We start from the raw sequence: 23495 nt of genomic DNA, 5'->3' as shown, positions 1-23495 counted from the left end.
GAAATGGGGTGCCGATCTCACCGGTGGCCTTTGCACCTCCTAGGGCTGATCGGAACCGCTTCATGGGCATCCGCAGGTGCACACTGGACAGCGGGACGGGTGCCTTAGTGCGGGGTGATGCAGATGCAGAGCCGGTTCCAGAGCGATCGGCGACTGACCGCGCGGATGACAGTCACACTCTTTCTCCTCGGACTGCTGTACCTGGCGTTCGTCGCCGCGCTGATCGTCCTGCTGAAGTCCTGGGTGCTGGTCGTGGTGATCGCGGCGGCGTTCCTGGGGGCGCAGTACTGGTTCTCCGACCGGATCGCGCTGTACGCGATGCGCGGGCGGATCGTGGAGCGCGAGGAGTACCCCCAGCTGCACGGGGTCGTCGACCGGCTGTCCGCGGTGGCCGACATGCCCAACCCGCTCGTCGCCGTCTCCGACCTGGAGATGCCGAACGCGTTCGCGACCGGGCGGAACGCCGATCACGCGGTGCTGTGCGTGACCACCGGGCTACTGCGACGACTGGAGCCCGACGAGCTGGAGGGCGTCCTCGCTCACGAGCTGTCGCACGTGGCGCACAAGGACGTCGCCGTGATCACCGTCGCGTCCTTCCTCGGGGTCATCGCCGGTCTGATCGTGCGGTTCGCGTTCTACTCGCAGTTCTTCGGCGTACGGGGACGGAAGGACCAGAACACCGTTGTGATCTTCATGGCGGTGCTGGCGGTGTCCGCGGCCGTGTACGCGCTCAGCTTCTTGCTCATCCGGGCCCTGTCCCGCTACCGCGAGCTGGCCGCCGACCGGGCCGCCGCCCTGCTGACCGGGCGTCCCTCGGCACTGGCGTCCGCGCTGACCAAGGTCACCGGTGACATCGCCCGCATCCCGACGAAGGACCTGCGGTCGGCGCAGGCCTTCAACGCCTTCTACTTCACGCCCGCCCTCGGCACCACGCCGGGCCTCGAGCGCCTCTTCTCCACACATCCGAGCCTGGAGCAGCGGCTCGAACAACTCGGCCGTATCTCCGCCGAGTTGGGCGAGGCGGCGACGCCCGGGAAGGCGCGCTGAGCACCGATGGGGTTCCTGGACATCCTGCTCGGCCGTACCAAGCCGGTGGCGCCCGACCTCGACCGGCTGTTCGGGCTGCCGTCGGCGGCCGTGACCCTGGAGGCCGCGGCCGGGTTCACCCCCACGGGTACGGGCGCGGTGTGCTTCTCGACCGTCGAGGGCGCGGCCTTCGCCGAGGCGCACCAGGAGGTGCGGGCCCTGCTCGACGCGGACTCCGAGCGACGGAACTCCCCCCTGCCCGAGCAGGGCCGGGAGCTCGGGGGCGGACCACCCGTCGAGCTCAGCCGGGACGAGTACGGCTACTCCTGGCTCGTCTCCCGGCGGACGCCCGACGACCTGCCGGCGCTGGTGAGCGATCTGCACGCGGTCAACAGCGCGCTGGAGGGCAGCGGCTTCGGGCCGCAGCTGCTCTGCTCCGTCGCCGGATTCCGGTCCGCGGCAACGGGCCGGGACGGCGGGCTGCGGCGGCTCGGGCTCGTCTACCTCTACAAGCGCGGCACGTTCTATCCCTTCGCGCCGCTGGCCGGTGCCGGCCGGCGGCGCGACAACGCGCTGGAACTCCAGGTCAAGGCCGCGCTCGCCGACGATCTGCGGATCGAGCAGGACCTGACCCGCTGGTTCCCGATCTGGGGCGCGCCCGGCCTGTGACCGGACCAGTACTAGTTCTTACGTTCCTGACGGCGGGCCTCGAGGGGACGCTCGCGGCGGTAGCGGCGCTCCCACTTGGCCTGCTGGTCACGGCGTTCGCGGTACGCGCGGTAGCTGGTGTCGGGGCGGGCGGACCCCGACGAGGAGCCTCCGGCGCCGGACGTGGGTGACGCCGAGGACGAGCCCCGCCCGTACTGCAGGTACAGGAAGAGCAGGACGGCCGCGGCGAGCCACCAGGCGTGGTTACCGAATCCTAGGAGGACCAGGACGACAGTCCCGGCAATGACGATGGTGCCCATGACGGGCCTCCGTGGGCGTGGGTGTGGGTGGTGCTCGTTGTCTCGACGGGGCGCTGGGGGAGGCGTCCGGCCGTCGGTGCGTAGAGAGTAGCCCCGAGTCCGCCTGGTGATGCCTGTCCGGCGGAAAGAGGTGCTGGGCAGCTCCGGTACGCGTGCCCAGCGTAGGGACGGAGCCGTAGAGCACGCACCTGCTTTTCGGCGGTACGTCCTCCTCCTGAACGACCGGGCGACGGCAGGGTCGTGAATGAATGGGGGCATGAGCGAGCTCCTCTCCTTCGCGTACGAACACGACGGCGAACGACTCAGCGGCATGTACGGCGGTGACGACGACGGGGACGACGCCGGGGGCGTAGAGGGTGGCCGGGAATCGCCCACCGTCGTGCTGCTGCACGGCGCGGGCGACGGGTGCGCGGGGCGCCTGCTCCCCCTGCTCGCGGAATTCGTCGCGCGCGGCTGCCGGGGCCTCGCGTTCGACTTCTCCGGGCACGGCCAAAGCACCGGCGCGCTGGCCGAGTCGAGCCTGCGCAGACGCTTCGCGCAGGCGGTCGCGGTGATCGACGCGCGGGTTCCCGGGGACGGTCCGCTGGTCCTCGTCGGGTTCAGCATGAGCGGGCAGACGGTGGCGGATCTCGCCGCGCACTACGGGGAGCGGGTGGCGGCCCTGGGCCTGTGCGCACCCGCCGTGTACGCGGCCGCGGCATGGCCGGTTCCGTTCGGTGCGGGCGACGGACGGTTCAGCGAGATCATCCGTGCGGCGGACAGCTGGCGGGAGTCTCCCGCGCTCGACGTCCTGCGGGCGTACGGGGGCCGGGCCGTGCTCGCGGTGCCCGGTACCGACACCGTGATCCCGCCCGCCGTGACCGCGGCGGTGACGGCCGCGCTCGCCACGAACGCCCAGTTCAGCCTGGTCGAACTGCCCGACGCGGAGCACACGCTGGGCCTGTGGTTCCGCGACCACGAGGACGACCGGCGGAGGTTCGTGGACGCCGTGCTCACCGGGCGGGGCGAGGGGGGATGGACGGCGACCCGGGCCTGGGTGGCGAAGCAGCTCCCGGCGGGCAGGCGCGTACGGGACTCGGCGCGGCTGCGGGGCGGCTGGAGTTCGCAGATACGCCGTCTCACTCTCGACGACGGCACCGGCCTGGTGCTGCGCACCTTCGTGCGGCCCTTCTTCCGGCGCCACGCGCCCGGACTGCTCTCCCGCGAGGCGTCCGTCCTCGCCCTGCTCGCCGCGCAGGACGGCACCCCCGTGCCCGAGGCCGTCGCCGTCGACGCGACCGGCGAACACTGCGACCACCCTTCGCTGCTGATGTCCCTGCTGCCCGGCGCGGTACGGGTCGACGAGGAGGATCTGGACCGGCGCCTCGACCTGCTCGCGCGGCAACTCGTCCGGATCCACACCGTCGTACCGGACGAACGGCCACGCCCCTACCAGGCGTGGACGTCGCCCGAGCGGGTCCGCACCCCCGGGGGCGCCCTGTGGGACCGGGCCGTGGCGGTGCTCAGGCGCGAACCGCCCGCGTACGAAGGGTGCTTCCTGCACCGGGACTTCCACCCCGGGAACGTGCTGTTCGACGGTGCGGGCGACACGCTGCGGATCAGCGGGGTCGTCGACTGGGTCGAGACCTCGTGGGGGCCCGCCGACCTGGACGTCGCCCACTGTTCGACGGCGCTCGCGCTGCTGCACGGGGAGGCGTACGGGCTGGGGTTCCGGGAGCGGTACGAGGCCCACGGCGGCCGGCGACTGGCGGACGGGGCGGACCACTTGTACTGGCGGCTGCTGGACACGCTGGCGTACTCCCCCGACGCCGAGAAGCTCGCGGCCCCCTGGCACGAGCTGGGCCGCACCGACCTGACGCGCGAGGTACTGGGCGCGCGGCTGGAGGCTTATGTGGGCGGGCTGTTGCGGCGGTACGGCTAGCTTCGGCGCGGGCCGGAGCCACGAGAGTGCGCACACCGTGTCCTGGCGGCGATCGAGGCGAAGGCGGCACGGGTGGGAGCGTGGCTGGGGCGGACGCGGGGCACGCCGCGCTTCCGGACCCCGCTGGAGCGGGAGTTGTCGTGAGGCGGGCGGGCGACGGGGCCGGCGCGGCCCCCTTCTCCCACGACGCCCGCGCCGGGCACCCCGTCGAAGACGCGGTGCCCGGCGCGGGATCTCAGCGCTCGGCGCGGGACCTCAGCGGCTGTACCTGATCAGCGCGCGGACCATGTGGCACGTCGTGTCCGACGGCGGGTGGACGCCGATGGTCTCCGCCGTGCTGCGGATCGTCTCGTTGCGCGCCTGGTTCGGGACGTACACCCCGGAGTCGAGCAGGGCGATGGCGAGGCGCATCGCCTTGAGGCGGCGGTTGTGGGTCATGTACCACTCGCGGGGGCGCCCCGGCGGCAGCGGGCGCTTTTCCACGGGCTGGTACGGGAGGTCCAGCGGGACCGGCCTCCTGGATGTGGACTGGGTCGGCTTCGGCTTCAGTGCGGCAGCGGGCACAGGCATCCTCCTGTCGCGGTCAGGGGACCGTCCGGAACCTCCGGCGGCACCCTCGAACACTGCTTCTATTCTACCGCTCGGCACTGACAAAAGCCGCTGGCCACACGGGCTTTGGGGTGGGTTGTGGCGCAGGCGCAAGGGGGTACGGCGGTTACCGTGTGGGCATGGAGATCTGGATCAATCCCGCCTGTTCGAAGTGCCGCAGCGCCCTCAGCCTGCTCGACGCGGAGGACGCCGAGTACACCGTGCGGCGCTACCTGGAGGACGTGCCGAGCGAGGACGAGATCCGCGGCGTGCTCCAGCGGCTCGGACTCGAGCCCTGGGACATCACGCGGACCGAGGAAGCCGTCGCCAAGGAGCTCGGCGTGAAGGAGTGGGCCCGGGACGCCGGTTCGAGGGACCAGTGGGTGCGGGCGCTCGCCGAGCACCCCAAGCTCATTCAGCGGCCGATCATCACCGCGGACGACGGCACCGCGCTCGTGGCACGCACGGAGGAGGCGGTACGGGATGCCTTGTCCCGGTAGCGGAAGGCCCTCCGCACCATCCCTGTGACGTACGTTACGTCGCTGACTCCTGTAAACCACTGAGTAACCTCGTTCGGCATCTCGTACATAGCGGCGTACGCTCCCCTACCGCTCAGGAGGCGCGGATGTCGCGCAGGAGAACTCTCAGCACCAAGAAGAAGCTCGCGCTTCTGCTCAGCGCCGCTGCGGTGGCCGGAGGCGGGGCCTTCGCCCTGGCCGCCACGTCGAACGCGGCGTCGGTGCAGAACGCCTCGAACTCGACGGTCTGCCAGGGTCTGGCCACCGCGATCGGCAACAACCAGAAGTTCATCGACGGGCAGCGCGCCAAACCGGACGCGCAGTCGGAGGCGCGGATCGCCAACCGCGAGGCCGTCATCGCCGAGATCAAGCGCCAGCAGGAAGCGTCCGGCTGCGAGGTCGGAGAGTCGGCTCAGGCGGCCGACGGATCGGCTGCGGCCGGGGGGTCGGCTCAGGACTCCCAAGCCACGCAGCCCTCGCAGGCCGCCACCGCGCCCGCGGACAACGCCTCGGCCACCGCGCCCGCGGAGAACGCCGGCGGCAACGCGGCCTCCGGGGAGCAGGTCTGCAAGGGCTCGACCGTCACGCTCTCCGGCGAGGGCGGCGCTCCGGCCGCGTCCAGCAACCAGTTCCCGGCCGGCACGAAGCTGAAGGTCACGAACCTGGACAACAACAAGTCCACGACCGTGGAGGTCACTTCGGTCTCCGGCAGCTGCGCCCTGCTCAACAACGCGGCCTTCGAGCAGGTCCGGGAGCCTGGCAAGTTCCTGATCCGCCGGGCTGTCATCGAGAAGGTGGGGTGACCCCGGACGCCATCGGAGTCATCGGCTGAGGAAGTCCGTCGGCCGGTGATCGAGCCGGGCCGGTGCCGTACGCGGCACCGGCCCGGCGGCGCGGGCGACCACCCGGTGGGTGACGGGGGGTCCCCTTGCTCGAGCGAAGCCGAGAGCTTGAGGGAAGCCGAGAACTCGAGGGAAGTCCTGCTGCTTCCGGCCGGGAGCAGCGGGACCTTCGTGCCGAGTGCGCGGAGCGCGCCGGACTCCGGGGGGCACGTAATCCCCCGCACCGCGGCCGGCTCCCGCACGGGGGTGTGGACCGCGGCGTTCGGCGCCGGGTGACGTCCGCCTCGCGCAAACCCATCGCATACGAGTCGTCTCCCCCGGGAGCGGACGGAACACGGTCCGGGCCACCGGGACGCGATAGCGGGTGCGAACACCGCCGCGGGCCCTCTCAGCGGGTGAGCCGCAGCACAGAGGCCCCAGGTAACACGGGGTTCACATTCGGGCAATGGTCGGGAAATCGCCTGTTGACAGGCTTCCGGCATCTCCCGCGGCGCCCCAGCCGCAGCGCCGCAGCACCCGCAGTGCGCCTACAGACACACCCCGAAGGATGTGGCCCGTGACCTTCAAGGCTGAGTACATCTGGATCGACGGCACCGAGCCGACGGCCAAGCTCCGTTCGAAGACGAAGATCCTGGCGGACGATGCCAAGGGTGCCGAGCTGCCGATCTGGGGCTTCGACGGGTCCTCCACGAACCAGGCCGAGGGGCACGCCTCCGACCGCGTACTCAAGCCGGTCGCCACCTACCCGGACCCGATCCGCGGCGGCGACGACGTCCTCGTCATGTGCGAGGTCCTGAACATCGACATGACGCCGCACGAGTCCAACACGCGTGCCACGCTGGCCGAGGTCGAGGAGAAGTTCGGCGCCCAGGAGCCGATCTTCGGCATCGAGCAGGAGTACACCTTCTTCAAGGGCTCGCGCCCGCTGGGCTTCCCCGAGGGCGGCTTCCCGGCCGCGCAGGGCGGCTACTACTGCGGTGTCGGCTCGGACGAGATCTTCGGCCGTGACGTCGTCGAGGCGCACCTGGAGAACTGCCTCAAGGCGGGTCTGGGCATCTCCGGCATCAACGCCGAGGTCATGCCCGGCCAGTGGGAGTTCCAGGTCGGCCCGCTGGCGCCGCTCGAGGTCTCCGACCAGCTGTGGGTGGCCCGCTGGCTGCTCTACCGCACCGCCGAGGACTTCGGCGTCTCCGCGACGCTGGACCCGAAGCCGGTGAAGGGCGACTGGAACGGCGCGGGCGCGCACACCAACTTCTCCACGAAGGCGATGCGCGAGGGCTACGACGCGATCATCACCGCGTGCGAGTCGCTGGGCGAGGGCTCCAAGCCGCTCGACCACGTCAAGAACTACGGCGCGGGCATCGACGACCGCCTGACGGGCCTGCACGAGACCGCCCCGTGGAACGAGTACTCGTACGGCGTCTCGAACCGTGGCGCCTCGGTCCGTATCCCGTGGCAGGTCGAGAAGGACGGCAAGGGCTACATCGAGGACCGCCGTCCGAACGCCAACGTCGACCCGTACGTCGTGACGCGTCTGCTCGTCGACACCTGCTGCTCCGCCCTGGAGAAGGCCGGCCAGGTCTGATCCGCACACCGGCTCCGGGAGGGGGCGTCCACCGTCGCGGTGGGCGCCCCCTCGCGTTGTCAGTGGCGCGTGCCATGGTGGGGACATGGAGATCGACGGCGCCCTCGCCATCAAGGTCGAGACGGAGAACTGGCAGCGGCACGCGCGCATTTCGGCGGAGCGGCTGCGGGAGCTGGTGGGGCGGATCGGCACGGCCGGCGACCGCTGGCTGGTGGTGCAGCGGATACCGGACATCCCGGATGTGTTCGCCCAGGTGTGGCACGAGGAGGGCGGCGACTACCGGCTGGAGCACCGGCTCACCGAGGACGCGTTCTTCGGTACGGACCTCACGGACCCGGATCGGGTGGCGGACCTCCTGACCGGCTGGGCGCGGCAGGAGGCGGCCTGGGACGCGGGCGTCACCTGGGAGCCGGTCGACCTCGGGCCGCAGGAAGAGGTGCCCGAGCTTGCGGACGACGTGCGGGGCAAGGTCGAGGACCGCGTGCGGACCCGGCTGCGCTGCGGCTACGACGACCGGAAGGTGCTGGCCGAGATCGCCGAGGAGTACCTCGTCGACGGGGGCGACCGGCCGGTGTCGAAGGCCCAGGCCCGGCGGTTGGTGGACCGGCTGTGGCTGGAGCGGCTGGCCGAGCAGGAGACCTGGGAGGGCGTCACCGACCCCGAGCGGCTCGCCCTCGCCTTCGCGGCGCTGGAGGCGAGCGGGATCACGGCCCGGGAGAACTTCGCGTGCTGCCGGGGCTGCGGCATGGCGGAGATAGGCGCGGAGCGCGAGGACGCCCGGGGCTTCGTCTTCTTCCACCAGCAGGTCACGGAGCACGCCGCCGACGGGTACGGACTCACGCTCTACTACGGCGGGTTCGACGGAGCCGAGCAGACCACGGTGGCCGTGGGACACGAGGTCGTGGCCGCGCTCACCGCGGCGGGGCTGTCCGCACAGTGGGACGCCTCCCCGGACAAGGCGATCTCCCTCACGCCGCTGACCTGGCAAAGACGGCTGGTCGGTTGAGGTGCGCAACGTCAACTTCACACCAAGGAAGCGTCCAAGCAGTGAGAGGAGTCTCCTGCCCGGGCCCGGTGTCTGCTTCAATGGGAGTATGGCCAGCTTCCAGAAGTACACCGCGACAGGTCGCCACGACCTCGAGCCCTTCTGGCCTTCCCGTCAGCACCACGACTTCGACCGGGTGTGTTGTCGCGCGATGAACGCGCCGGCCCTTTAAAGCCGTACACCTCCGGCCTTCGGCCAGCGCGCACGACGTACGTCCTCGACGACCCCGACCACGAACTCGCGGTCGTCGGCCTTCCCGACGAACTCCTCGCGCGAAAGAGCTGACCTCTCATGGCGAACACCCGTTCCTTCTCGTCCGTCGCGACCGTCCCCTCCCCCGCACCGTCCCCGGGCTCGGCACGGCACCGACTGCGTGCCGTCGACCGGGACGAGGTGGTGGACGTCGCCGACTTCCTGCCGCCGGGCGCCACCTGGCTGCCCGCGCCCCAGCACACCCTGCCCACGCTGCCGGGCCAGCCGCCGATGATCGGCTATCTGGTGCTCGTCCCGGCCGACCAGCAGACCGTGCTGCCGGTCGCCGTGCCGGACCAGCCCGAGGCGAGCGACCTCACCGCCGGCGACGGCCCGCTGATCCGCGTCGACACCGTGCAGCGCACCGCCGAGGTCGACGGACAGCCGCTCGACCTCACCTACCTGGAGTTCGAGCTGCTCGCGCATCTCGTCGCGCATCCGCACCGGGTGCACACCCGCGACCAGCTGGTCACCACGGTGTGGGGATACGGGCATGTGGGCGACGGGCGGACCGTGGACGTCCACATCGCCCGGCTGCGGCGCAAGCTCGGGGCCGATCACCGGCAGACGATCCAGACGGTGCGGCGGGTCGGCTACAAGTACACGCCGCCGACGGGTCGCTGAGCCGCTCCCGCACCACGCGGCGGATCTTCTGTCAGCAGATTTCCGTTCCGCCCCGCCGGTCCCGCGGGCAGAGTGGTCGGCATGAGACTTCTGATGCTGGGTGGTACCGAGTTCGTGGGACGCGCCATGGTCGAGGCGGCTCTCGGGCGGGGCTGGGAGGTGACCGTCTTCCACCGGGGACGGCACCAACCCCCGCCCGGTGTGCGGTCGTTGATCGGTGACCGCACCGCACCGGACGGGCTCGCCGCGCTCGCCGAGGCCGTGGCGGGGGGCGCACAGGAGTGGGACGTCGTCGTCGACACCTGGTCGGCTGCGCCGCGGGCCGTGCGGGACACCGCGCGACTGCTGGCCGGCGCGGCCCGGCGTTATGTGTATGTGTCGAGCTGCTCCGTGTACGCGTGGCCGCCGGCCGCCGGATACACGGAAGAGGCACCCCTCGTGGCGGACGCGTCCGCGGACGCGGAGCAGACCGACTACGCGCGCGACAAGCGGGGCGGGGAGCTGGCCACGCTCGACGCGTTCGGCGCGGAGCGTTCACTGCTCGTGCGGTCCGGGCTGATCCTCGGGCCGTACGAGAACATCGGCCGGCTGCCGTGGTGGCTCACCCGGACGGCCCGCGGCGGGCCGGTCCTCGCGCCCGGGCCGCGGGAGCTTCCGCTCCAGTACGTCGATGTGCGCGACCTCGCCGAGTGGACTCTGGGGGCGGCGGAGCGCGGACTGAACGGGGCGTACAACCTCATCAGCCCGCAGGGGCACACGACGACGGGCGAACTGCTCGACGCGTGCGTGCGGGTGACGGGCGGTGCGGCCGAGCTCAGGTGGACCGACCCCGAGGTGATCCTCGATGCGGGGATCGAGCCGTGGACGCAGTTGCCGGTGTGGGCGCCGCCGAAGAGCGAGGGGCACGCCGCTCTGCACAGTGCCGATGTGTCCCGGGCGCTGCGGGACGGGCTGCGCTGCCGGCCGGTCGCCGAAACGGTGGCCGACACCTGGGCCTGGCTCCAGGACATCGGCGGCGTCGCCCCCGGGCGGCCCGACCGGCCCCCCGTGGGCCTCGACCCCGAGGTGGAGGCGAAGGTGCTCGGGGTGTGAGCGTCGGCGGCGGGGGACGCCAGGGGTGCACCTGACCCCACCCCCCGCCCGGGTGCCCGGCCCAGTGACCCTGGGCGGCCGCTCGGTGAGACTGGGGACATGGAGATCAGCAGCGGCGGCAGCGGCATGGCGACGAGGGCGCGGGGCGTCGTACGCGACGGGACGAGGGCCCTCGTGCTGGCCGTGGTCGGGCTCCCCGGCGCCCTCGTCCTCTACGTACTGGCCGTCGTTTCCCTTCTCCTGGTGCCCCTCGGGGTCGGGATCGTCACCACGCCCTGGGTGCTGGCCGGTGTGCGCGGCTTCGCCGACTGGCGGCGGGTGGTGGCCGCCGAGTGGTGCGGGGTGCGGATTCCGTCCGGATACCGGCCCGTCCCCGTGGACGCCAACCCGTGGGGCCGGTGTTTCCGGCTGCTCAGTGACCGCGCCACCTGGCGGGACCTCATATGGCTCCAGGTCGACATGACCGCCGGATTCGTGACCGCGCTCCTGCCCGCCGCGCTGCTCTTCTACCCGCTGGAGGGGTTCGCTCTGGCGGCCGGGCTGTGGCGGGTCTTCACCGACGGTACGTACATCGGGTGGTGGTACGCCTTCGTACCGGTCTCCGGGCAGGCCTCCGCGCTCGCCGCCGGCGCCCTCGGCGTCGTCTTCCTGGTCGCCTCGTACCACCTCACCCCGTCCCTGCTGCGTGTGCACTTCCTGCTCACCCGGGCCGTGCTCGCCCCCGGCCAGGGCGAACTCGCCGAGCGCGTCCGGGTGTTGACCGAGACCCGGCGTGCCGCCGTCGACACCTCCGCCGCCGAACTGCGGCGCATCGAGCGGGACCTGCACGACGGGGCGCAGGCGCGGCTCGTCGCGATGGGCATGGACCTGGGGACGATCGAGGCGCTGATCGAGAAGGACCCGGCGAAGGCGAGGGAACTGCTCGCCCGGGCCCGCAAGTCGTCCGCCGACGCGCTCACCGAGCTGCGCGACCTCGTGCGCGGCATCCATCCGCCCGTGCTCGCCGAGCGTGGACTCGGTGACGCGGTACGGGCGTTGGCGCTGCGCGTCCCGATCGCGAGCGAGGTGAACGTCGACTTCGACGGCCGACGCGCGGCCGCGCCCGTCGAGTCGGCCGCCTACTTCGCCGTCAGCGAGGTGCTCACCAACGCCGTCAAGCACGCGGGGGCCGACCGCGTCTGGATCGACCTCCGGCACAGCGACGGCATGCTGCGGATCGCGGTCACCGACAACGGCAGGGGCGGCGCGCGGATCGGCACGGGTTCGGGCCTGGCCGGGATCGAGCGGCGGCTGGGTACATTCGACGGCGTCCTGGCCGTCAGCAGCCCCGCGGGCGGCCCCACCATGGTCAGCCTGGAGATACCGTGCGAGTTGTCCTAGCCGAAGACCTCTTCCTGCTGCGCGACGGACTGGTCCGGCTGCTGGAGGCGTACGACTTCGAGATCGCCGCCGCGGTGGAGAGCGGCCCCGAACTCACCCGGGCGCTGGCCGAGTTGACCCCGGACGTGGCGGTGGTCGACGTACGGCTGCCGCCCTCGCACACGGACGAGGGGTTGCAGTGCGCGCTCCAGGCCCGCCGGGACAGACCCGGGCTGCCGGTGCTCGTCCTCTCGCAGCACGTCGAGCAGTTGTACGCGCGGGAGCTGCTCGCGGACGGGACGGGCGGGGTCGGGTATCTGCTGAAGGACCGGGTGTTCGACGCGGAGCAGTTCATCGACGCCGTACGCCGGGTCGCGGCGGGCGGCACCGCGATGGATCCGCAGGTGATCCAGCAGCTGCTGTCGCGGCGTTCGGCCGGCAGCAAGCCTCTTGGCCGGCTGACCGCACGCGAACTGGAAGTGCTCGAACTGATGGCGCAGGGGCGGTCGAACGCGGCGATCGCGGGCCAACTCGTGGTCACGGAAAGGGCGATCGCCAAACATACCTCCAACATCTTCGCGAAACTGGGGCTTGAGGTCTCGGATGACGACAATCGGCGCGTGCTGGCCGTACTCGCCTATTTGGACCAGGGCCGCTGAGGATCCCAAGAAGATCAGCGCGGAGATCAGCGAGCGACCACCACTGAATTAAATTCAAAGTAACGTGGTGTACCCCGCTCAACTCCCGTTGAAACGGAGGCTTCTGCCCCCGTTGCGCCGGAAATGACCTCATGAACTTCTAAGAATTTCCAGGGTTTCTGAACACCTCAGGAGCCCCGTGCGTATGAGATGGAGCCGCTTCACTCCTGTCGGGCGCCTCGATGCCCCCGCAAGGAAGTCAGAGGAGTTCCATGGGACGCAACACAAGAAAACGCCGTTCGTCACTGGCCAACAAGGCCATCGCCGCATCGGCTGCCCTAGCGCTTGGCGGGGGCGGGCTCATCTGGGCAAATTTCTACGCTTCTGCCCACGAGACGAACTCGAACTCGTGGAAGAACAACACGAAAGCCGCCGCCGCCACGGTGGCCACGATCAGCTGCCCCGACATCGGCCAGAAGCTCACCAAGGTGCCGCGCGGCGCCAGGTCCGGCGTCTACAAGGAGCTGGCGACGCTCGACAAGCAGATCACCGAGGCGTACGCCCGGCTGGCCTCGACCCGTCAGGCTCAGACGAAGGACGCGAACTTCGTCCAGAACGCCATCCTCGGCCCGCTCAAGCAGAAGCGGACCGCGGTCATCGGCCGGATCAAGATCGACTTCAAGCGGGTCGGTGCCGCCGCCCCGAACTCGCTTGACGCGCTCGCCGCCTGTACCGGATCGGGCGCCAACCAGACGACTGCCGGTGGCCAGAACAACAACGGTCAGCAGCAGAACAACGGTGGGCAGCAGCAGAACGGCGGCCAGCAGCAGAACAACGGTGGCCAGCAGCAGAACGGCGGCCAGAACAACGGCCAGCAGCAGGGCAACGGCGGTCAGGCCGGCAACGGCCCCGTCGCCGCCGACTTCGTCGACATCACCAAGGTGCAGGCGAACGTCCAGGCGAAGGCCCGGGCCCAGGGCGGTGGCTCGACCGGCACGTTCACGAGTTCCTGCGGTGTGAACGCCAACAAGAAGTTCAACACCGACAACGTGATCGTGGCGCCCGGTGTCACCAACGGCGCGCACCACCTGCACGACTACGTCGGCAACCAGTCGAACGACGCCTTCGCCAACAACGACACGTTCGCGGCGGCCCAGACCAGCTGCTCCAACCAGGGCGACAAGTCGTCGTACTACTGGCCGGTCGTGCGTATCCAGAACGGTACGCAGGACTTCGACCAGAACAACGACGGCGGTGGCAAGGAAGGCAACGTCGGCCAGATCCAGCAGGCCAAGCAGGCCTCGATCAAGTTCGTCGGCAACGCGAAGAGCAAGGTCGTCGCGATGCCGAAGTTCCTGCGGATCATCACCGGTGACGCGAAGACCCTGACCAACGGTCTCGCGAACGCCAACGCCCACTGGAGCTGCACCGGCTTCGAGAACAAGGTGCAGCTGACCGAGCAGTACCCGATCTGCCCCCAGGGCAGCAGCGTGGTGCGCTCGTTCGCCTTCCAGAGCTGCTGGGACGGCCAGAACATCGACAGCGCGAACCACCGTACGCACGTGGCCTTCGCCGACGCCCAGGGCAACTGCGCCAACGGGTTCAAGGCGATCCCGCAGCTGACGATGCGTCTCGTGTACGACGTGCCTGCGCCGACCATCGAGAACGGTCAGATCAAGAACGCCTACGCGGTGGACGGATTCCCCGAACAGCTGCACAAGGCGAGCACCGACCACGACGACTTCATCAACGTCTTCGACGAGAACGTGATGAACCAGATGGTCAACTGCATCAACACCGGCAAGAAGTGCAAGTAACCGAATAGCGGCGCCCGATGAGGAGGCCGGCGGTGGGATCTCCCACCGCCGGCCTTCGCTGTCCGCCGAAGCGCTGTCCGCCGAAGCCCTCAGCCGCTGTGACCCGAGTGCGTGCCCTCATGGCTCGCGTCACTGCCGGTGCCCGAGCTGTGCGAGGCGTGCGAAGTTCCCTCCTCCATGGTCCCGCCGAGCTGTCCGCGCAGCGTCTTGACCACCTTCTGGTCCCCGACGGCGACCCACTTGGCGCCGACGAGGTAGAACCCGCCGTAGTCCTTGGCCTCGTTGAGCCACTCGCGCTGGCCGCGGTCGGTGGCGAAGGTGGCGAGGATGAACTTCCTGGAGGTGCTCTTGCAGACGGCCTGCCGGATCTCGTCGGCGTCCGTCTGGATGTCGGGCTTGCACTTCACCTCGGCCGCCAGGTCCTCCAGGCTGCCGGTCGCCGTCGCCGGAACCGCCTTCGCGGCGCCGTCGTCCGACCCGCTCGACCCGCCGCACCCGGTCAGTGCCAGCAGGGCGACGGCAGCTCCGGCCACCAGCTTCTCTCGCGTCAACCTCATGTGATCCTCCGGTCCCTTCAGGCGACATGATCTCGCCAGCTCCGTGCGCACCGTTGAGCACGGACGTCCGTCCCGTTAGCGTGCCGCACCTGTCGACACAGGGGGCACACAGATGAACGGTCCGTCGCGACGTACGGTGCTGGGCACAGCCGGTGCAATCGGCCTCGGAACCACCCTGGGAACGGCGATTCCGGCCCACGCCACTGAGAGCCCCGGCGAGGGCCCCGCCTTGGATACGGCTCCCGCACGCTCCGCGCTCAATCGGCTGCTGCCCGGGCATGCCGGACAGTTCCGGCTCAGTCTGGTCGGCCGGACCCGCGGGCGCGACCGTTTCCGGGTCACCGGCGGCACAGGGCGCATCCAGGTGTCGGGTACGACACCGGCCGTGCTGCTCACCGGGGTCCACTGGTACCTGAAGTACGTGTGCGGGGCGCACCTCGCGTGGAACGGCGGCCAGCTGGACCTGCCCCGGAGACTGCCCGCGCCCGCGCGCCCCCTCGAACGGTCCACCGCCCTGTCCCACCGCTTCGCGCTCAACGACACCAACGACGGCTACACGGCCCCGTACGCGGACTGGTCGTACTGGGAGCACCAGATCGACCTCCTCGCGCTGCACGGCTGCAACGAGGTGATGGTGATCGCGGGCACGGAGGCCGTCTACCACCGGGTCCTGAAGGACTTCGGCTACTCCGACACCGAGGCCCGCGCCTGGCTGCCCGCGCCCTCGCACCAGCCGTGGTGGCTGTTGCAGAACCTCTCCGGGTACGGCGGCCCGCTCTCCCCCGAACTGATCGCCGAACGCGCCGGGCTGGGCCGCCGCATCTGCGACCGGCTGCGCGCGCTCGGCATGGCGCCCGTCCTGCCCGGCTACTACGGGCACGTCCCCAAGGGCTTCGTGGAGCGCAACGGCGGTGACGCCCATGTCGTCCCGCAGGGCATCTGGCACGGCTTCGAACGTCCGGACTGGCTGGACCCGCGCACCGCCTCCTTCGCCGCGGTCGCCAAGTCCTTCTACCGCCACCAGAAGGACGTCTTCGGGAAGGCCGCCCACTTCAAGATGGACCTGCTGCACGAGGGCGGCACGGCCGGCGACGTGCCCGTGCCGGGCGCGGCCCGCGGCGTGGAGAAAGCCCTCCAGGCCGCCCACCCCGGGGCGACCTGGGTGATCCTGGGCTGGGAGGCCAATCCGCTGCCCGCCCTCCTCGACGCCATCGACAAGAAGAAGATGCTGATCGTCGACGGCGTCTCCGACCGCTACACGAGCGTCACCGACCGGGAGAAGGACTGGGGCGGCACCCCGTACGCGTTCGGCACGATCCCCAACTTCGGCGGCCGTACGACGATCGGCGCCCGCGCGCACCTCTGGAACGAGAAGTTCTTCGCCTGGCGGGACAAGGCGGGCAGCGCGCTCGCCGGGACCGCGTACCTTCCGGAGGCGGCCGACCGCGACCCGGCGGCCTTCGAGCTGTTCTCCGAACTGGCGTGGAGCGCCGGGAAGATCGACCGCGCGGCCTGGTTCTCGTCGTACGCCGACTTCCGGTACGGCGGACGCGACGCCTCGGCCCAGAAGGCCTGGCGGGCCCTGCACGACACCGCCTACCAGCAGCACGCCGTCGAGCGCAGCGACGCGCACGACTCGCTGTTCTGCGCCCGCCCGGACCTGGCCGCGAACCGCGCCGCCGAGTACGCGCCGCGCGCCCTCACCTACGATCCCGGCCGCTTCGACGCGGCGCTCAGCGGACTGCTCGGGGTGGCGGGCGGGCTGCGGGGCAGCGCCGCGTACACCTACGACCTGGTGGACGTCGCCCGGCAGGCGCTCGCGCACCGCAGCCGCCAGTATCTGCCGCTGTTGCGGGCCGCGTACGCCAGGAAGGACGCGGCCGCCTTCACCTCGCTGGCCACGCTGTGGCTGCGGCTCATGGGCCTGTCGGACGAGGTCACGGGCACCCACCCGGCGTTCCTGCTCGGGCCCTGGATCAACGACGCGCGGCTGCTCGCCACCGACGCCGGCGAACGCGCCGAGTTCGAGCGGACCGCCAAGGTGCTCCTCACGGTGTGGGGCGGGCGCGCCACCTCCGACGCGGGTGATCTGCACGAGTACGCGGGCCGGGAGTGGAACGGTCTGATGGCCGACTTCTATCTCCCGCGCTGGAAGAAGTGGCTGGACGCGCTGGCGGACGCGCTCGCCACGGGGACGCCGCCCGCGGCCGTGGACTGGTTCGCGGTGGAGGAGCCGTGGACGCGGGAGCGCAAGGACTATCCGCTGCGGCCGGTGGGCGATCCGTACCGGACGGCCGCGCGGGTGCGTGACGTCCTGGCGCGGGCGCCCTACCAGGGCTCCCTGAAGGTCACCGCCGAACCCGCCGCCTTCCCGCCCGGCGGGCACGCGCGCGTGACGGCCGTCTTCACCAACGTCAACGGGCTGCGGTCCACCGGCCGCGTCGACTTCGCGCTCACCGGCATCGACGCCGAGCCGCAGGGGCCGACGTCCCTGGCCGGAGTGCCGGCCGCCGGGTCCGGCACCGTCCGCTGGCGGGCGAGCGCACCCGGCACCCCCCTGGACCGGCCGCTGCGTCCGCTGCCGTACACGATCACGGTGACGTACGGCCCCACGGGCGAGGACCGGGTCAGCGGCGCGTTCGACGGCACCCTCTTCGAGGCGGGGCCGCTCGCCGCGGGCTGGAAGACGTACACGAACAACGCGGCCGTCATCGGACAGCTCGGCGACCGGTTCGCGATCGACGGGGCGGGCGCGGACCTGTGGAAAGGGACGGCGGAGTTCGGCACGGCGTACCGGGCGAAGGCCCTGCGGGACGGGGGCTCGGTCACGGTGAAGGTGGACGCGCAGGCCGTCACGGGTGCCTGGGCGCGGGCGGGGATCGTGGTCCGGGACAGCCTCGCCACGCCCGGTTCGGCGGGCTTCCTCGACCTCGCGGTCACTCCGGCCAACGGAGTCGTGCTCTCGTACGACACCAACGGCGACGGCACGCTCGACACGTACAAGCGGATCACCGGGATCAAGGCGCCGGTGCTGCTGCGGCTGACGCGGGCCGAGGGCTCGTACACCGGCGCCTGTTCGACGGACGACGGGGCGACCTGGCGGACGGTGGCGACGGTGCGCGTGCCGGGGGCGGCGGACACCCAGGACGTCGGGCTGTTCATGAGCGCGACGAACGGCGGGAGCGGGGCGCGCGGGACCGTGGAGTTCAGCGGCTGGAAGCTCGGGTAGGCGCCGGTTCCCAGAGCACGTAAACGCGATGTCGTCACGGGTACACCTGTGCGAAGGTGGGGCCCGTGACGACTGAGAACTGGGACGAGCGGGTCGCGGCCGCATGGGCCACCTTCGACGACTACGCCGAAAAGGACGCGGCGGACTTCCGCGCGGTGGTCGACGCCCTCGTCGCCGAACTGCCGGCCGACAGCCCCTTCGGCCCCTTCGAGCAGGCCTGCGCCTGGGACTCGACGGGCCACTCGGACAAGGCGGTGCCGCTGTACCGGGAGGCGCTGGCGCGCGGCCTGAGCGGCTACCGGGGGCGGCGGGCGAAGATCCAGCTCTCCAGTTCGCTGCGCAACATCGGGCAGGCGGAGGAGGGCGTCAAGCTCCTCACTCCCGAACTGGAGGGCCCGTCCGACGAGTTGGACGACGCCGTACGCGCCTGTCTGGCCCTGTGCCTGGCCGACCTCGGCCGCGAACGCGAGGGCCTGTCCCTCGTACTGGGTGCCCTCGCGCCCCATCTGCCGCGCTACCAGCGGTCGATGGCGAACTACGCGCGGCTGCTCGTGGAGCCGGAGGACTGAGCCGCCGCCCGCCCCGGGACCCATGAGGGCGCCCACCGGCACCGCATCTCGCGGCCCCGGCGGCGTCCCACCGCCACCGCATCTCGCGGCCCGGCGGCGTCCCGGCAGGTGGCGGGGGGCCAGGTGACCATCCAACGATTCGCTCGTTCTGCTGAACGTGCAGTCACAGGATGTCGCCCCGCGCCCCACCCCCGCCTCCGGACCGGTCGTCGACGTCGAGCAGGCCGAGGCCGCGCTCGTCGAGCACTACCCGCGACTCGTCCGCCTCGCCTATCTGGTGCTGCCGCCGAGCCTGGGCCGCAACCGGCGGGTACTGACCGCGCACGCCCTCACCCAGCGGGCCCTGCCCCGCGGCCGTACGTCCGCGGCCGTGATCCCCGCGCAGGCCAAGGGCCGCGACGGCGACCCGGGGTACGCCCTCGTACGCCTGCACGTCGTGCGTACGGCGCTGGAGGCGGGCCTGCCGCTCGGGCGCATGGCGTGGCCGAAGCGCTCCCAGCTGCCGCCGCTGCTGCCCCAGGTGTGGGGCCTGCGGCTCTTCCCGCGCTCGGGGGGTGCCGACGAACTCGCCCTGGACCAGCGCCTGTCCGCCCTGTCGGGGCCGGCCCGCGCCGCCCATGTGCTGCGTGGCCTGGAGAAACTTTCCGAGGACAGCGTGCGCCGGGTGCTCGACGCGGCGGGCGTCGCGGACCCGGCGGCGGCGATCGCCGAGGCGGCGAAGGTGCCCGCCCCCGACGCGCTGCTCGACTCCCCCGAGTTCGACCCCTGCTCGCTGCACGCGCGGCCCACCGATCTGATGCGGCGCAGGCAGCACATGAAGGCCGCGCTCGCCGCCGCGGCGGCCGTCGCCGTGTGCGGCGCCCTGCTGGGGCTGCCCGGCGGCGGCTGGGCTCCGGACGGTGCCGCCGCGCCGTCGTACGCGGAGAACCCGGCGGCGCGGGCCGCCCTGGATCCGGCCCGGCTGACGAAGACGGCGGCCACCGCGTGGAAGACGTCCGCGCGTACCGACTTCTCCGTGTGGCCCGCGCGCGGCGACCGCACCGGCGACACCGCGCTGCTGCGGCGCGCGCTCGCGGTGTGGGCGCGGCCGGGCGAGGCCGTGCGGGTGTCGGCGACGCCCGGCACCCCGTCGGGTGCCCCGGCCGGCCCGCCCCAGCTGCTGTACGCGGGCGACGTCGACTCCGCGCACGTGGTGCTGCTGTACGACGGACTGCGCATCGCCCGCTACGCCGAGCCGAAGGACGGCACGGGCGCCGCCGCGCTCGACTTCGCGCGGGTCGACGGGGCGAGCGGGGCCGAGGCCGAGGCGCTGGTGCTCGGCCGGGCCGACGGCAACGTCCGCTATCTGACGGCTCCCTGGGTGACCGGGGCGGCCGAGCGGGACCTGATGAAGCCGGCGTCCGGCGCGATGGACCTGAACCTGACCGACGGTGTCGCCGCGCCACTGGCCGGCTCCGCCCAGCGGACCGGCGCGTGCACCTCGTGGAACGCGCTTCAGCTGACGGACGGTTCGGGTACGCGGCTGCTGACCGACCTCGGCGAGCTGATCCCGGCCCACCTCACCACGGGGCGGCCCTCGGCACCCCGGGAGGCGTCGCGCACGGCGGCGCTGCACTCCTGGGCCCCGTTCGCCTGCTCGCTCGCCTCGGTGCGCTCGCAGGGCGTGCGGTCCGTGAACGCCTGGCAGTTCGCGCAGCAGGCGTTGCCGGACGGGAGCGGGTCGGCGGGGTGGGTGTGCACGCGGGCCGACACCTGGCGGGGCGGCGGTACGCGGGTGCTGGCGCAGTTCCACACGCCGGGCGGGGCGTACGGGGCGGTCGCGGCGAAGGCCGAGGACTCGCCGGCGTGCGGTGCGCGGGATCCGCATGTGCTGGCGGGGGTGTTGTGGAAGTCGGGGACGGGGGCGTGGTACTTGCTGGCCGCGGGCAGTTCGGACACGGCCTCGATCCGGGCGACGGGCGGCATCGACGGGGCCGCTGAGGGCAACCTGCTCACCGTGCGGACCGAGCGGGGAGCCCGGGCCGGGCTCAAGGGGGTCCTGGCGGACGGCAGGCCGATCTCCGGCCTTCGGTGAACGTCTCGTGCCGCATATGTGAACGACCTCGGTCGATCCGGTCCGTTCGAGGCTGGATTCGATCGGTAAGGTGTTCGTATGACAACCGGGGTACGCCGCAGGATGGGCGTCGAGGAGCGGCGGCAGCAGTTGATCGGCGTCGCCCTCGACCTGTTCAGCCGACGCTCGCCCGACGAGGTCTCCATCGACGAGATAGCCTCCGCCGCGGGCATCTCGCGGCCGCTCGTCTACCACTACTTTCCCGGCAAACTCAGCCTGTACGAAGCCGCGTTGCAGCGTGCGTCCGACGACCTCGCCGGGCGTTTCGTGGAGCCGCGGGAGGGACCGCTGGGGGCCCGGCTGCTGCGGGTGATGCGCCGGTTCTTCGACTTCGTCGAGGAGCACGGGCCCGGTTTCTCGGCGCTGATGCGCGGCGGTCCGGCGGTCGGCTCGTCGACGACCAACGCTCTGGTCGACGGGGTGCGCCAGGCCGCCTATGTCCAAATACTGTCGCATCTGAAGGTCACGGAGCCGCCCGTCCGCCTGGAGCTGGTGATCCGCTCGTGGATCTCGCTCGTCGAGTCGACGGCGCTGATCTGGCTGGACGGGCGGCGGATCGCGCGCGGCGAGCTGGAGGTCCAGCTCGTGCACGACTTCGCGGCGCTGGCGGCGATCAGCGCCGCGTACGACGACGAGCTGGCCGCGCTGCTGCGCGACGTGCTCAGGGACGAGGCACCCGACGGCCCCTTCAGCGACCTCGTCGTCCGCCTGATCGCGCTGACGTCTCCCCCGACGGCGTAGGAACTACGCGTCGAACTTCCGGTACGACGGGTCGAGGTCGCGGACCTCGGCGGAGGCGTGCAGGGCGAGTCCGCCGTCGGGCTTCACGTACTGGCGCAGCAGTTCCAGCGCCGCCTCGGTCAGCCTGGCCTTCGTCTCGTCGCTCCGCCCGGCCAGCAGTCCGAGCGTGACGTGCACGATCGCATGCCCCTCGCCGTCGGCGCCGACCGTGGTGTCCTCGCCCCTGCGGAACTGCGTCTTGCACGCCTCGGGCTTCGCGGCCGCCGTCCTGACGACCTCCTCGTGCAGGGCGCGGGCGAAACCGGGCCGGTCGAAGCCGGGGGCGAGCTCGGCGGAGTAGTCGACGGTGATCTGCGGCATGGGGCACTCCTGTTCCAGGGCGGGGGCGTTCTCACCCTAACCGCAGGGCCAGCAGCGCGATGTCGTCCTCCCGGTCCCGGCCGAAGCAGTCCAGCAGGGCGTCGCACAGTGCGCCCACACCGCTCGGGCCGTCGGCCGCCGCCATGCGCAGCTGTTCCATGGAGACCGAGAGGTCGGTGCCCCGGGTCTCGATCAGCCCGTCGGTGACCATGAGGAGCCGGTGCCTCGGCGTCAGGAACTCCTCCGTGGCCGGCGGGCGCTCCAGCCCGAGGCCGAGCAGCGGTCCCGCCGCGCCGGGGTAGCGGGCGGTGCCGTCGTCGTGGACGATCAGCGGCGGGATGTGCCCCGCGTTGGCGATGCTGACGTGTCCGCTGTCCGGGTCGACCAGGGCGAGACAGACCGTGGCGGTCGCCTCGGGGTGGTAGTGCTGGAGCATCCGGTCGAGCCGTGTGACGAGTACGGCCGGGTCGGGGTCCTCGACGCAGTAGGCGCGCAGCGCGTGCCGGATCTCCACCATGACGGTGGCCGCGTCCAGCGAGTGCCCGACGACGTCGCCGACCCCGGTGAGCACACCCCGCGAGGTGCGCAGCGTGGCGTAGAAGTCGCCGCCGATCTCGGTCTGCCGGGAGGCCGGCACATAGCGGACCGCCACCTCCATCCCCGGCAGGTCGGCGGGCTTCTGCGGCAGGAAGCTGTGTTGCAGGGTGAGCGCGACATGGCGCTCCACCTGGTACATGAGGAGCGGTTCCGCGGCGAGTGCGGTGGCCTGGGCGAGGCGGGCGACGAGCGCGCCGGTCTCCTGCGCCCGGGCGTGCGCGGGGGTGGCGAGGCAGACGGCCGGCTTGCCCTCCTGGGTCTGTGCCAGCACCACGCGCGCGTCCTCGGAGACGCCGGGCCGCAGAAAGCCCGCGGGCCACAGCGGGGCGGGCACCACGATGCTGCGCACTCCCGCGTGCCCGGCCGTGGTGCCGCGGATCAGCCGGGCGACGGCCTCGTGCGCCCCGGGGCCCGGCAGTGACGTGCGGGCCCGGCGCCGGGACAGGCCGGGGTACAGCTCGCCGTCCTCGCCGAGGACGAAGACGGCCGCGAAGTCGCCGGTGAGCCGCGCGGTGCCCTGGGCGGCGGCGTGGGCGAGTTCAGTGGGGCAGCGGGCCGCCTGTACGGCGACGATCGTCTCGGACAGCAGCGTCAGCCGCCGTGCCAGCGCCTCGGCGCCGGTGCGCAGCCGGGCGCCGCGCACCGCGGCCCGTACGACCGCCTGGATCTCCTCGGGTTCGGCGGGCACCGACAGATACGCGTCGCCGCCCGCGTCCAGGCCCTGGCAGCGGTCGCCGGGGGCGAGCGCCGCGGCGGAGAAGTGCACGACGGGCAGGGCGGCCGTGGGCGGCTGCGACTTGAGCCGGCGGCACAGTTCGAAGCCGCTCATGTCGGGCAGGCCGACGTCGACGAGGGCCACATCGGGCAGGGAGCCCGCGCGCAGCAGTACGTCGAGTTCGACGAGCGCCTCGCCGGCGCTGGCGACCGGGACGACGCTGTGTCCGGCCCGGCGCAGTACGGCGCCCATCGCGTAGCGGCTGGTGGGCACGTCGTCGACCACCATCACGGTGGAGTCCGTCTGCCGGCCGTTGGCATCCATCTGCGCAGCCCTCGG

Annotated in this window: 21 protein-coding genes; 16 read left to right on the top strand and 5 right to left on the bottom strand. The window is 71.8% G+C overall.

Annotated features, from left to right (window positions below; genetic code table 11):
• The first annotated feature begins 123 nt into the window (after nucleotides 1-123).
• Together htpX and pspAB are read left to right on the top strand one after the other, a co-directional pair.
• Nucleotides 124-1047 (top strand): zinc metalloprotease HtpX, encoded by a 924-nt coding sequence (htpX, locus tag SAVERM_RS30940; RefSeq protein ID WP_037645829.1) that lies wholly within the window; start codon nucleotides 124-126, stop codon nucleotides 1045-1047.
• A gap of 6 nt (nucleotides 1048-1053) precedes the next feature.
• Nucleotides 1054-1695, top strand: coding sequence for a PspA-associated protein PspAB (gene pspAB / locus SAVERM_RS30935; protein ID WP_010987404.1), 642 nt, complete (start codon nucleotides 1054-1056; stop codon nucleotides 1693-1695).
• An 11-nt stretch (nucleotides 1696-1706) separates the two neighbouring features.
• Here the strand turns inward: pspAB and SAVERM_RS30930 are convergent, their stop codons facing one another.
• Nucleotides 1707-1994, bottom strand: a complete 288-nt coding sequence (locus SAVERM_RS30930) for a hypothetical protein (protein ID WP_037645662.1) — start codon at nucleotides 1992-1994, stop codon at nucleotides 1707-1709.
• 256 nt (nucleotides 1995-2250) lie between these two features.
• On the opposite strand from SAVERM_RS30930, the gene SAVERM_RS30925 reads away from it, so the two are divergent.
• The gene (locus tag SAVERM_RS30925; protein WP_037645661.1) at nucleotides 2251-3915 is read left to right on the top strand and encodes an alpha/beta fold hydrolase; all 1665 of its coding nucleotides are present in this window, start codon (nucleotides 2251-2253) and stop codon (nucleotides 3913-3915) included.
• Nucleotides 3916-4170: 255 nt separating this feature from the next.
• On the opposite strand, the gene SAVERM_RS30920 is transcribed toward SAVERM_RS30925, so the two are convergent.
• Entirely contained in the window at nucleotides 4171-4479 is a 309-nt protein-coding gene (locus tag SAVERM_RS30920) for a hypothetical protein (RefSeq protein WP_010987402.1), read from the bottom strand.
• Nucleotides 4480-4643: 164 nt separating this feature from the next.
• Between SAVERM_RS30920 and SAVERM_RS30915 the strand changes: the two genes are divergently transcribed.
• The 9 genes from SAVERM_RS30915 to SAVERM_RS30870 all read left to right on the top strand — a co-directional run bounded on the left by SAVERM_RS30915 (nucleotide 4644) and on the right by SAVERM_RS30870 (nucleotide 14275).
• Nucleotides 4644-5003, top strand: coding sequence for an arsenate reductase family protein (locus SAVERM_RS30915; RefSeq protein ID WP_010987401.1), 360 nt, complete (start codon nucleotides 4644-4646; stop codon nucleotides 5001-5003).
• A 125-nt stretch (nucleotides 5004-5128) separates the two neighbouring features.
• Entirely contained in the window at nucleotides 5129-5824 is a 696-nt protein-coding gene (locus SAVERM_RS30910) for an RlpA-like double-psi beta-barrel domain-containing protein (protein ID WP_010987400.1), read from the top strand.
• A gap of 595 nt (nucleotides 5825-6419) precedes the next feature.
• Complete coding sequence (gene glnII, locus SAVERM_RS30900; protein WP_010987399.1) at nucleotides 6420-7448, top strand: glutamine synthetase; 1029 nt, start codon at nucleotides 6420-6422, stop codon at nucleotides 7446-7448.
• A gap of 85 nt (nucleotides 7449-7533) precedes the next feature.
• Nucleotides 7534-8454, top strand: a complete 921-nt coding sequence (locus SAVERM_RS30895) for a DUF6891 domain-containing protein (protein WP_010987398.1) — start codon at nucleotides 7534-7536, stop codon at nucleotides 8452-8454.
• 330 nt (nucleotides 8455-8784) lie between these two features.
• Entirely contained in the window at nucleotides 8785-9369 is a 585-nt protein-coding gene (locus SAVERM_RS30890) for a winged helix-turn-helix domain-containing protein (protein WP_010987396.1), read from the top strand.
• A gap of 81 nt (nucleotides 9370-9450) precedes the next feature.
• Nucleotides 9451-10461, top strand: a complete 1011-nt coding sequence (locus tag SAVERM_RS30885) for an NAD-dependent epimerase/dehydratase family protein (protein ID WP_174514633.1) — start codon at nucleotides 9451-9453, stop codon at nucleotides 10459-10461.
• Nucleotides 10462-10560: 99 nt separating this feature from the next.
• Nucleotides 10561-11841, top strand: a complete 1281-nt coding sequence (locus SAVERM_RS30880) for a sensor histidine kinase (RefSeq protein ID WP_010987394.1) — start codon at nucleotides 10561-10563, stop codon at nucleotides 11839-11841.
• Nucleotides 11826-12479, top strand: coding sequence for a response regulator transcription factor (locus SAVERM_RS30875; RefSeq protein ID WP_010987393.1), 654 nt, complete (start codon nucleotides 11826-11828; stop codon nucleotides 12477-12479). Before SAVERM_RS30880 ends, SAVERM_RS30875 begins: the two co-directional genes overlap by 16 nt.
• 251 nt (nucleotides 12480-12730) lie before the next feature.
• Nucleotides 12731-14275 carry a DUF1996 domain-containing protein gene (locus SAVERM_RS30870; protein ID WP_010987392.1) on the top strand — a complete coding sequence of 515 codons (1545 nt, stop codon included), beginning with the start codon at nucleotides 12731-12733 and terminating at the stop codon, nucleotides 14273-14275.
• Nucleotides 14276-14364: 89 nt separating this feature from the next.
• On the opposite strand, the gene SAVERM_RS30865 is transcribed toward SAVERM_RS30870, so the two are convergent.
• Complete coding sequence (locus SAVERM_RS30865) at nucleotides 14365-14832, bottom strand: hypothetical protein (RefSeq protein WP_010987391.1); 468 nt, start codon at nucleotides 14830-14832, stop codon at nucleotides 14365-14367.
• A 112-nt stretch (nucleotides 14833-14944) separates the two neighbouring features.
• On the opposite strand from SAVERM_RS30865, the gene SAVERM_RS30860 reads away from it, so the two are divergent.
• From SAVERM_RS30860 to SAVERM_RS30845, 4 genes are all read left to right on the top strand, one after another.
• Entirely contained in the window at nucleotides 14945-18061 is a 3117-nt protein-coding gene (locus SAVERM_RS30860) for an alpha-N-acetylglucosaminidase (protein WP_010987390.1), read from the top strand.
• A gap of 56 nt (nucleotides 18062-18117) precedes the next feature.
• Entirely contained in the window at nucleotides 18118-18630 is a 513-nt protein-coding gene (locus SAVERM_RS30855) for a tetratricopeptide repeat protein (RefSeq protein WP_010987389.1), read from the top strand.
• Between the two features lie 157 nt (nucleotides 18631-18787).
• Nucleotides 18788-20704 carry a hypothetical protein gene (locus tag SAVERM_RS30850; RefSeq protein ID WP_010987388.1) on the top strand — a complete coding sequence of 639 codons (1917 nt, stop codon included), beginning with the start codon at nucleotides 18788-18790 and terminating at the stop codon, nucleotides 20702-20704.
• 78 nt (nucleotides 20705-20782) lie between these two features.
• A complete protein-coding gene (locus SAVERM_RS30845) occupies nucleotides 20783-21484 on the top strand; it encodes a TetR/AcrR family transcriptional regulator (RefSeq protein WP_010987387.1) in 702 nt (233 codons plus the stop codon).
• A 3-nt stretch (nucleotides 21485-21487) separates the two neighbouring features.
• On the opposite strand, the gene SAVERM_RS30840 is transcribed toward SAVERM_RS30845, so the two are convergent.
• Together SAVERM_RS30840 and SAVERM_RS30835 are read right to left on the bottom strand one after the other, a co-directional pair.
• A complete protein-coding gene (locus tag SAVERM_RS30840; RefSeq protein ID WP_010987386.1) occupies nucleotides 21488-21844 on the bottom strand; it encodes a 5-carboxymethyl-2-hydroxymuconate Delta-isomerase in 357 nt (118 codons plus the stop codon).
• A gap of 31 nt (nucleotides 21845-21875) precedes the next feature.
• Complete coding sequence (locus SAVERM_RS30835) at nucleotides 21876-23480, bottom strand: fused response regulator/phosphatase (protein WP_010987385.1); 1605 nt, start codon at nucleotides 23478-23480, stop codon at nucleotides 21876-21878.
• Between the last annotated feature and the right edge of the window lie 15 nt (nucleotides 23481-23495).

Source organism: Streptomyces avermitilis MA-4680 = NBRC 14893, assembly GCF_000009765.2.
In the GTDB taxonomy this organism is placed as follows: domain Bacteria; phylum Actinomycetota; class Actinomycetes; order Streptomycetales; family Streptomycetaceae; genus Streptomyces; species Streptomyces avermitilis.
The sequence above is the reverse complement of the archived record's forward strand: the minus strand, read 5'-3'. Positions and strand labels throughout refer to the sequence as shown.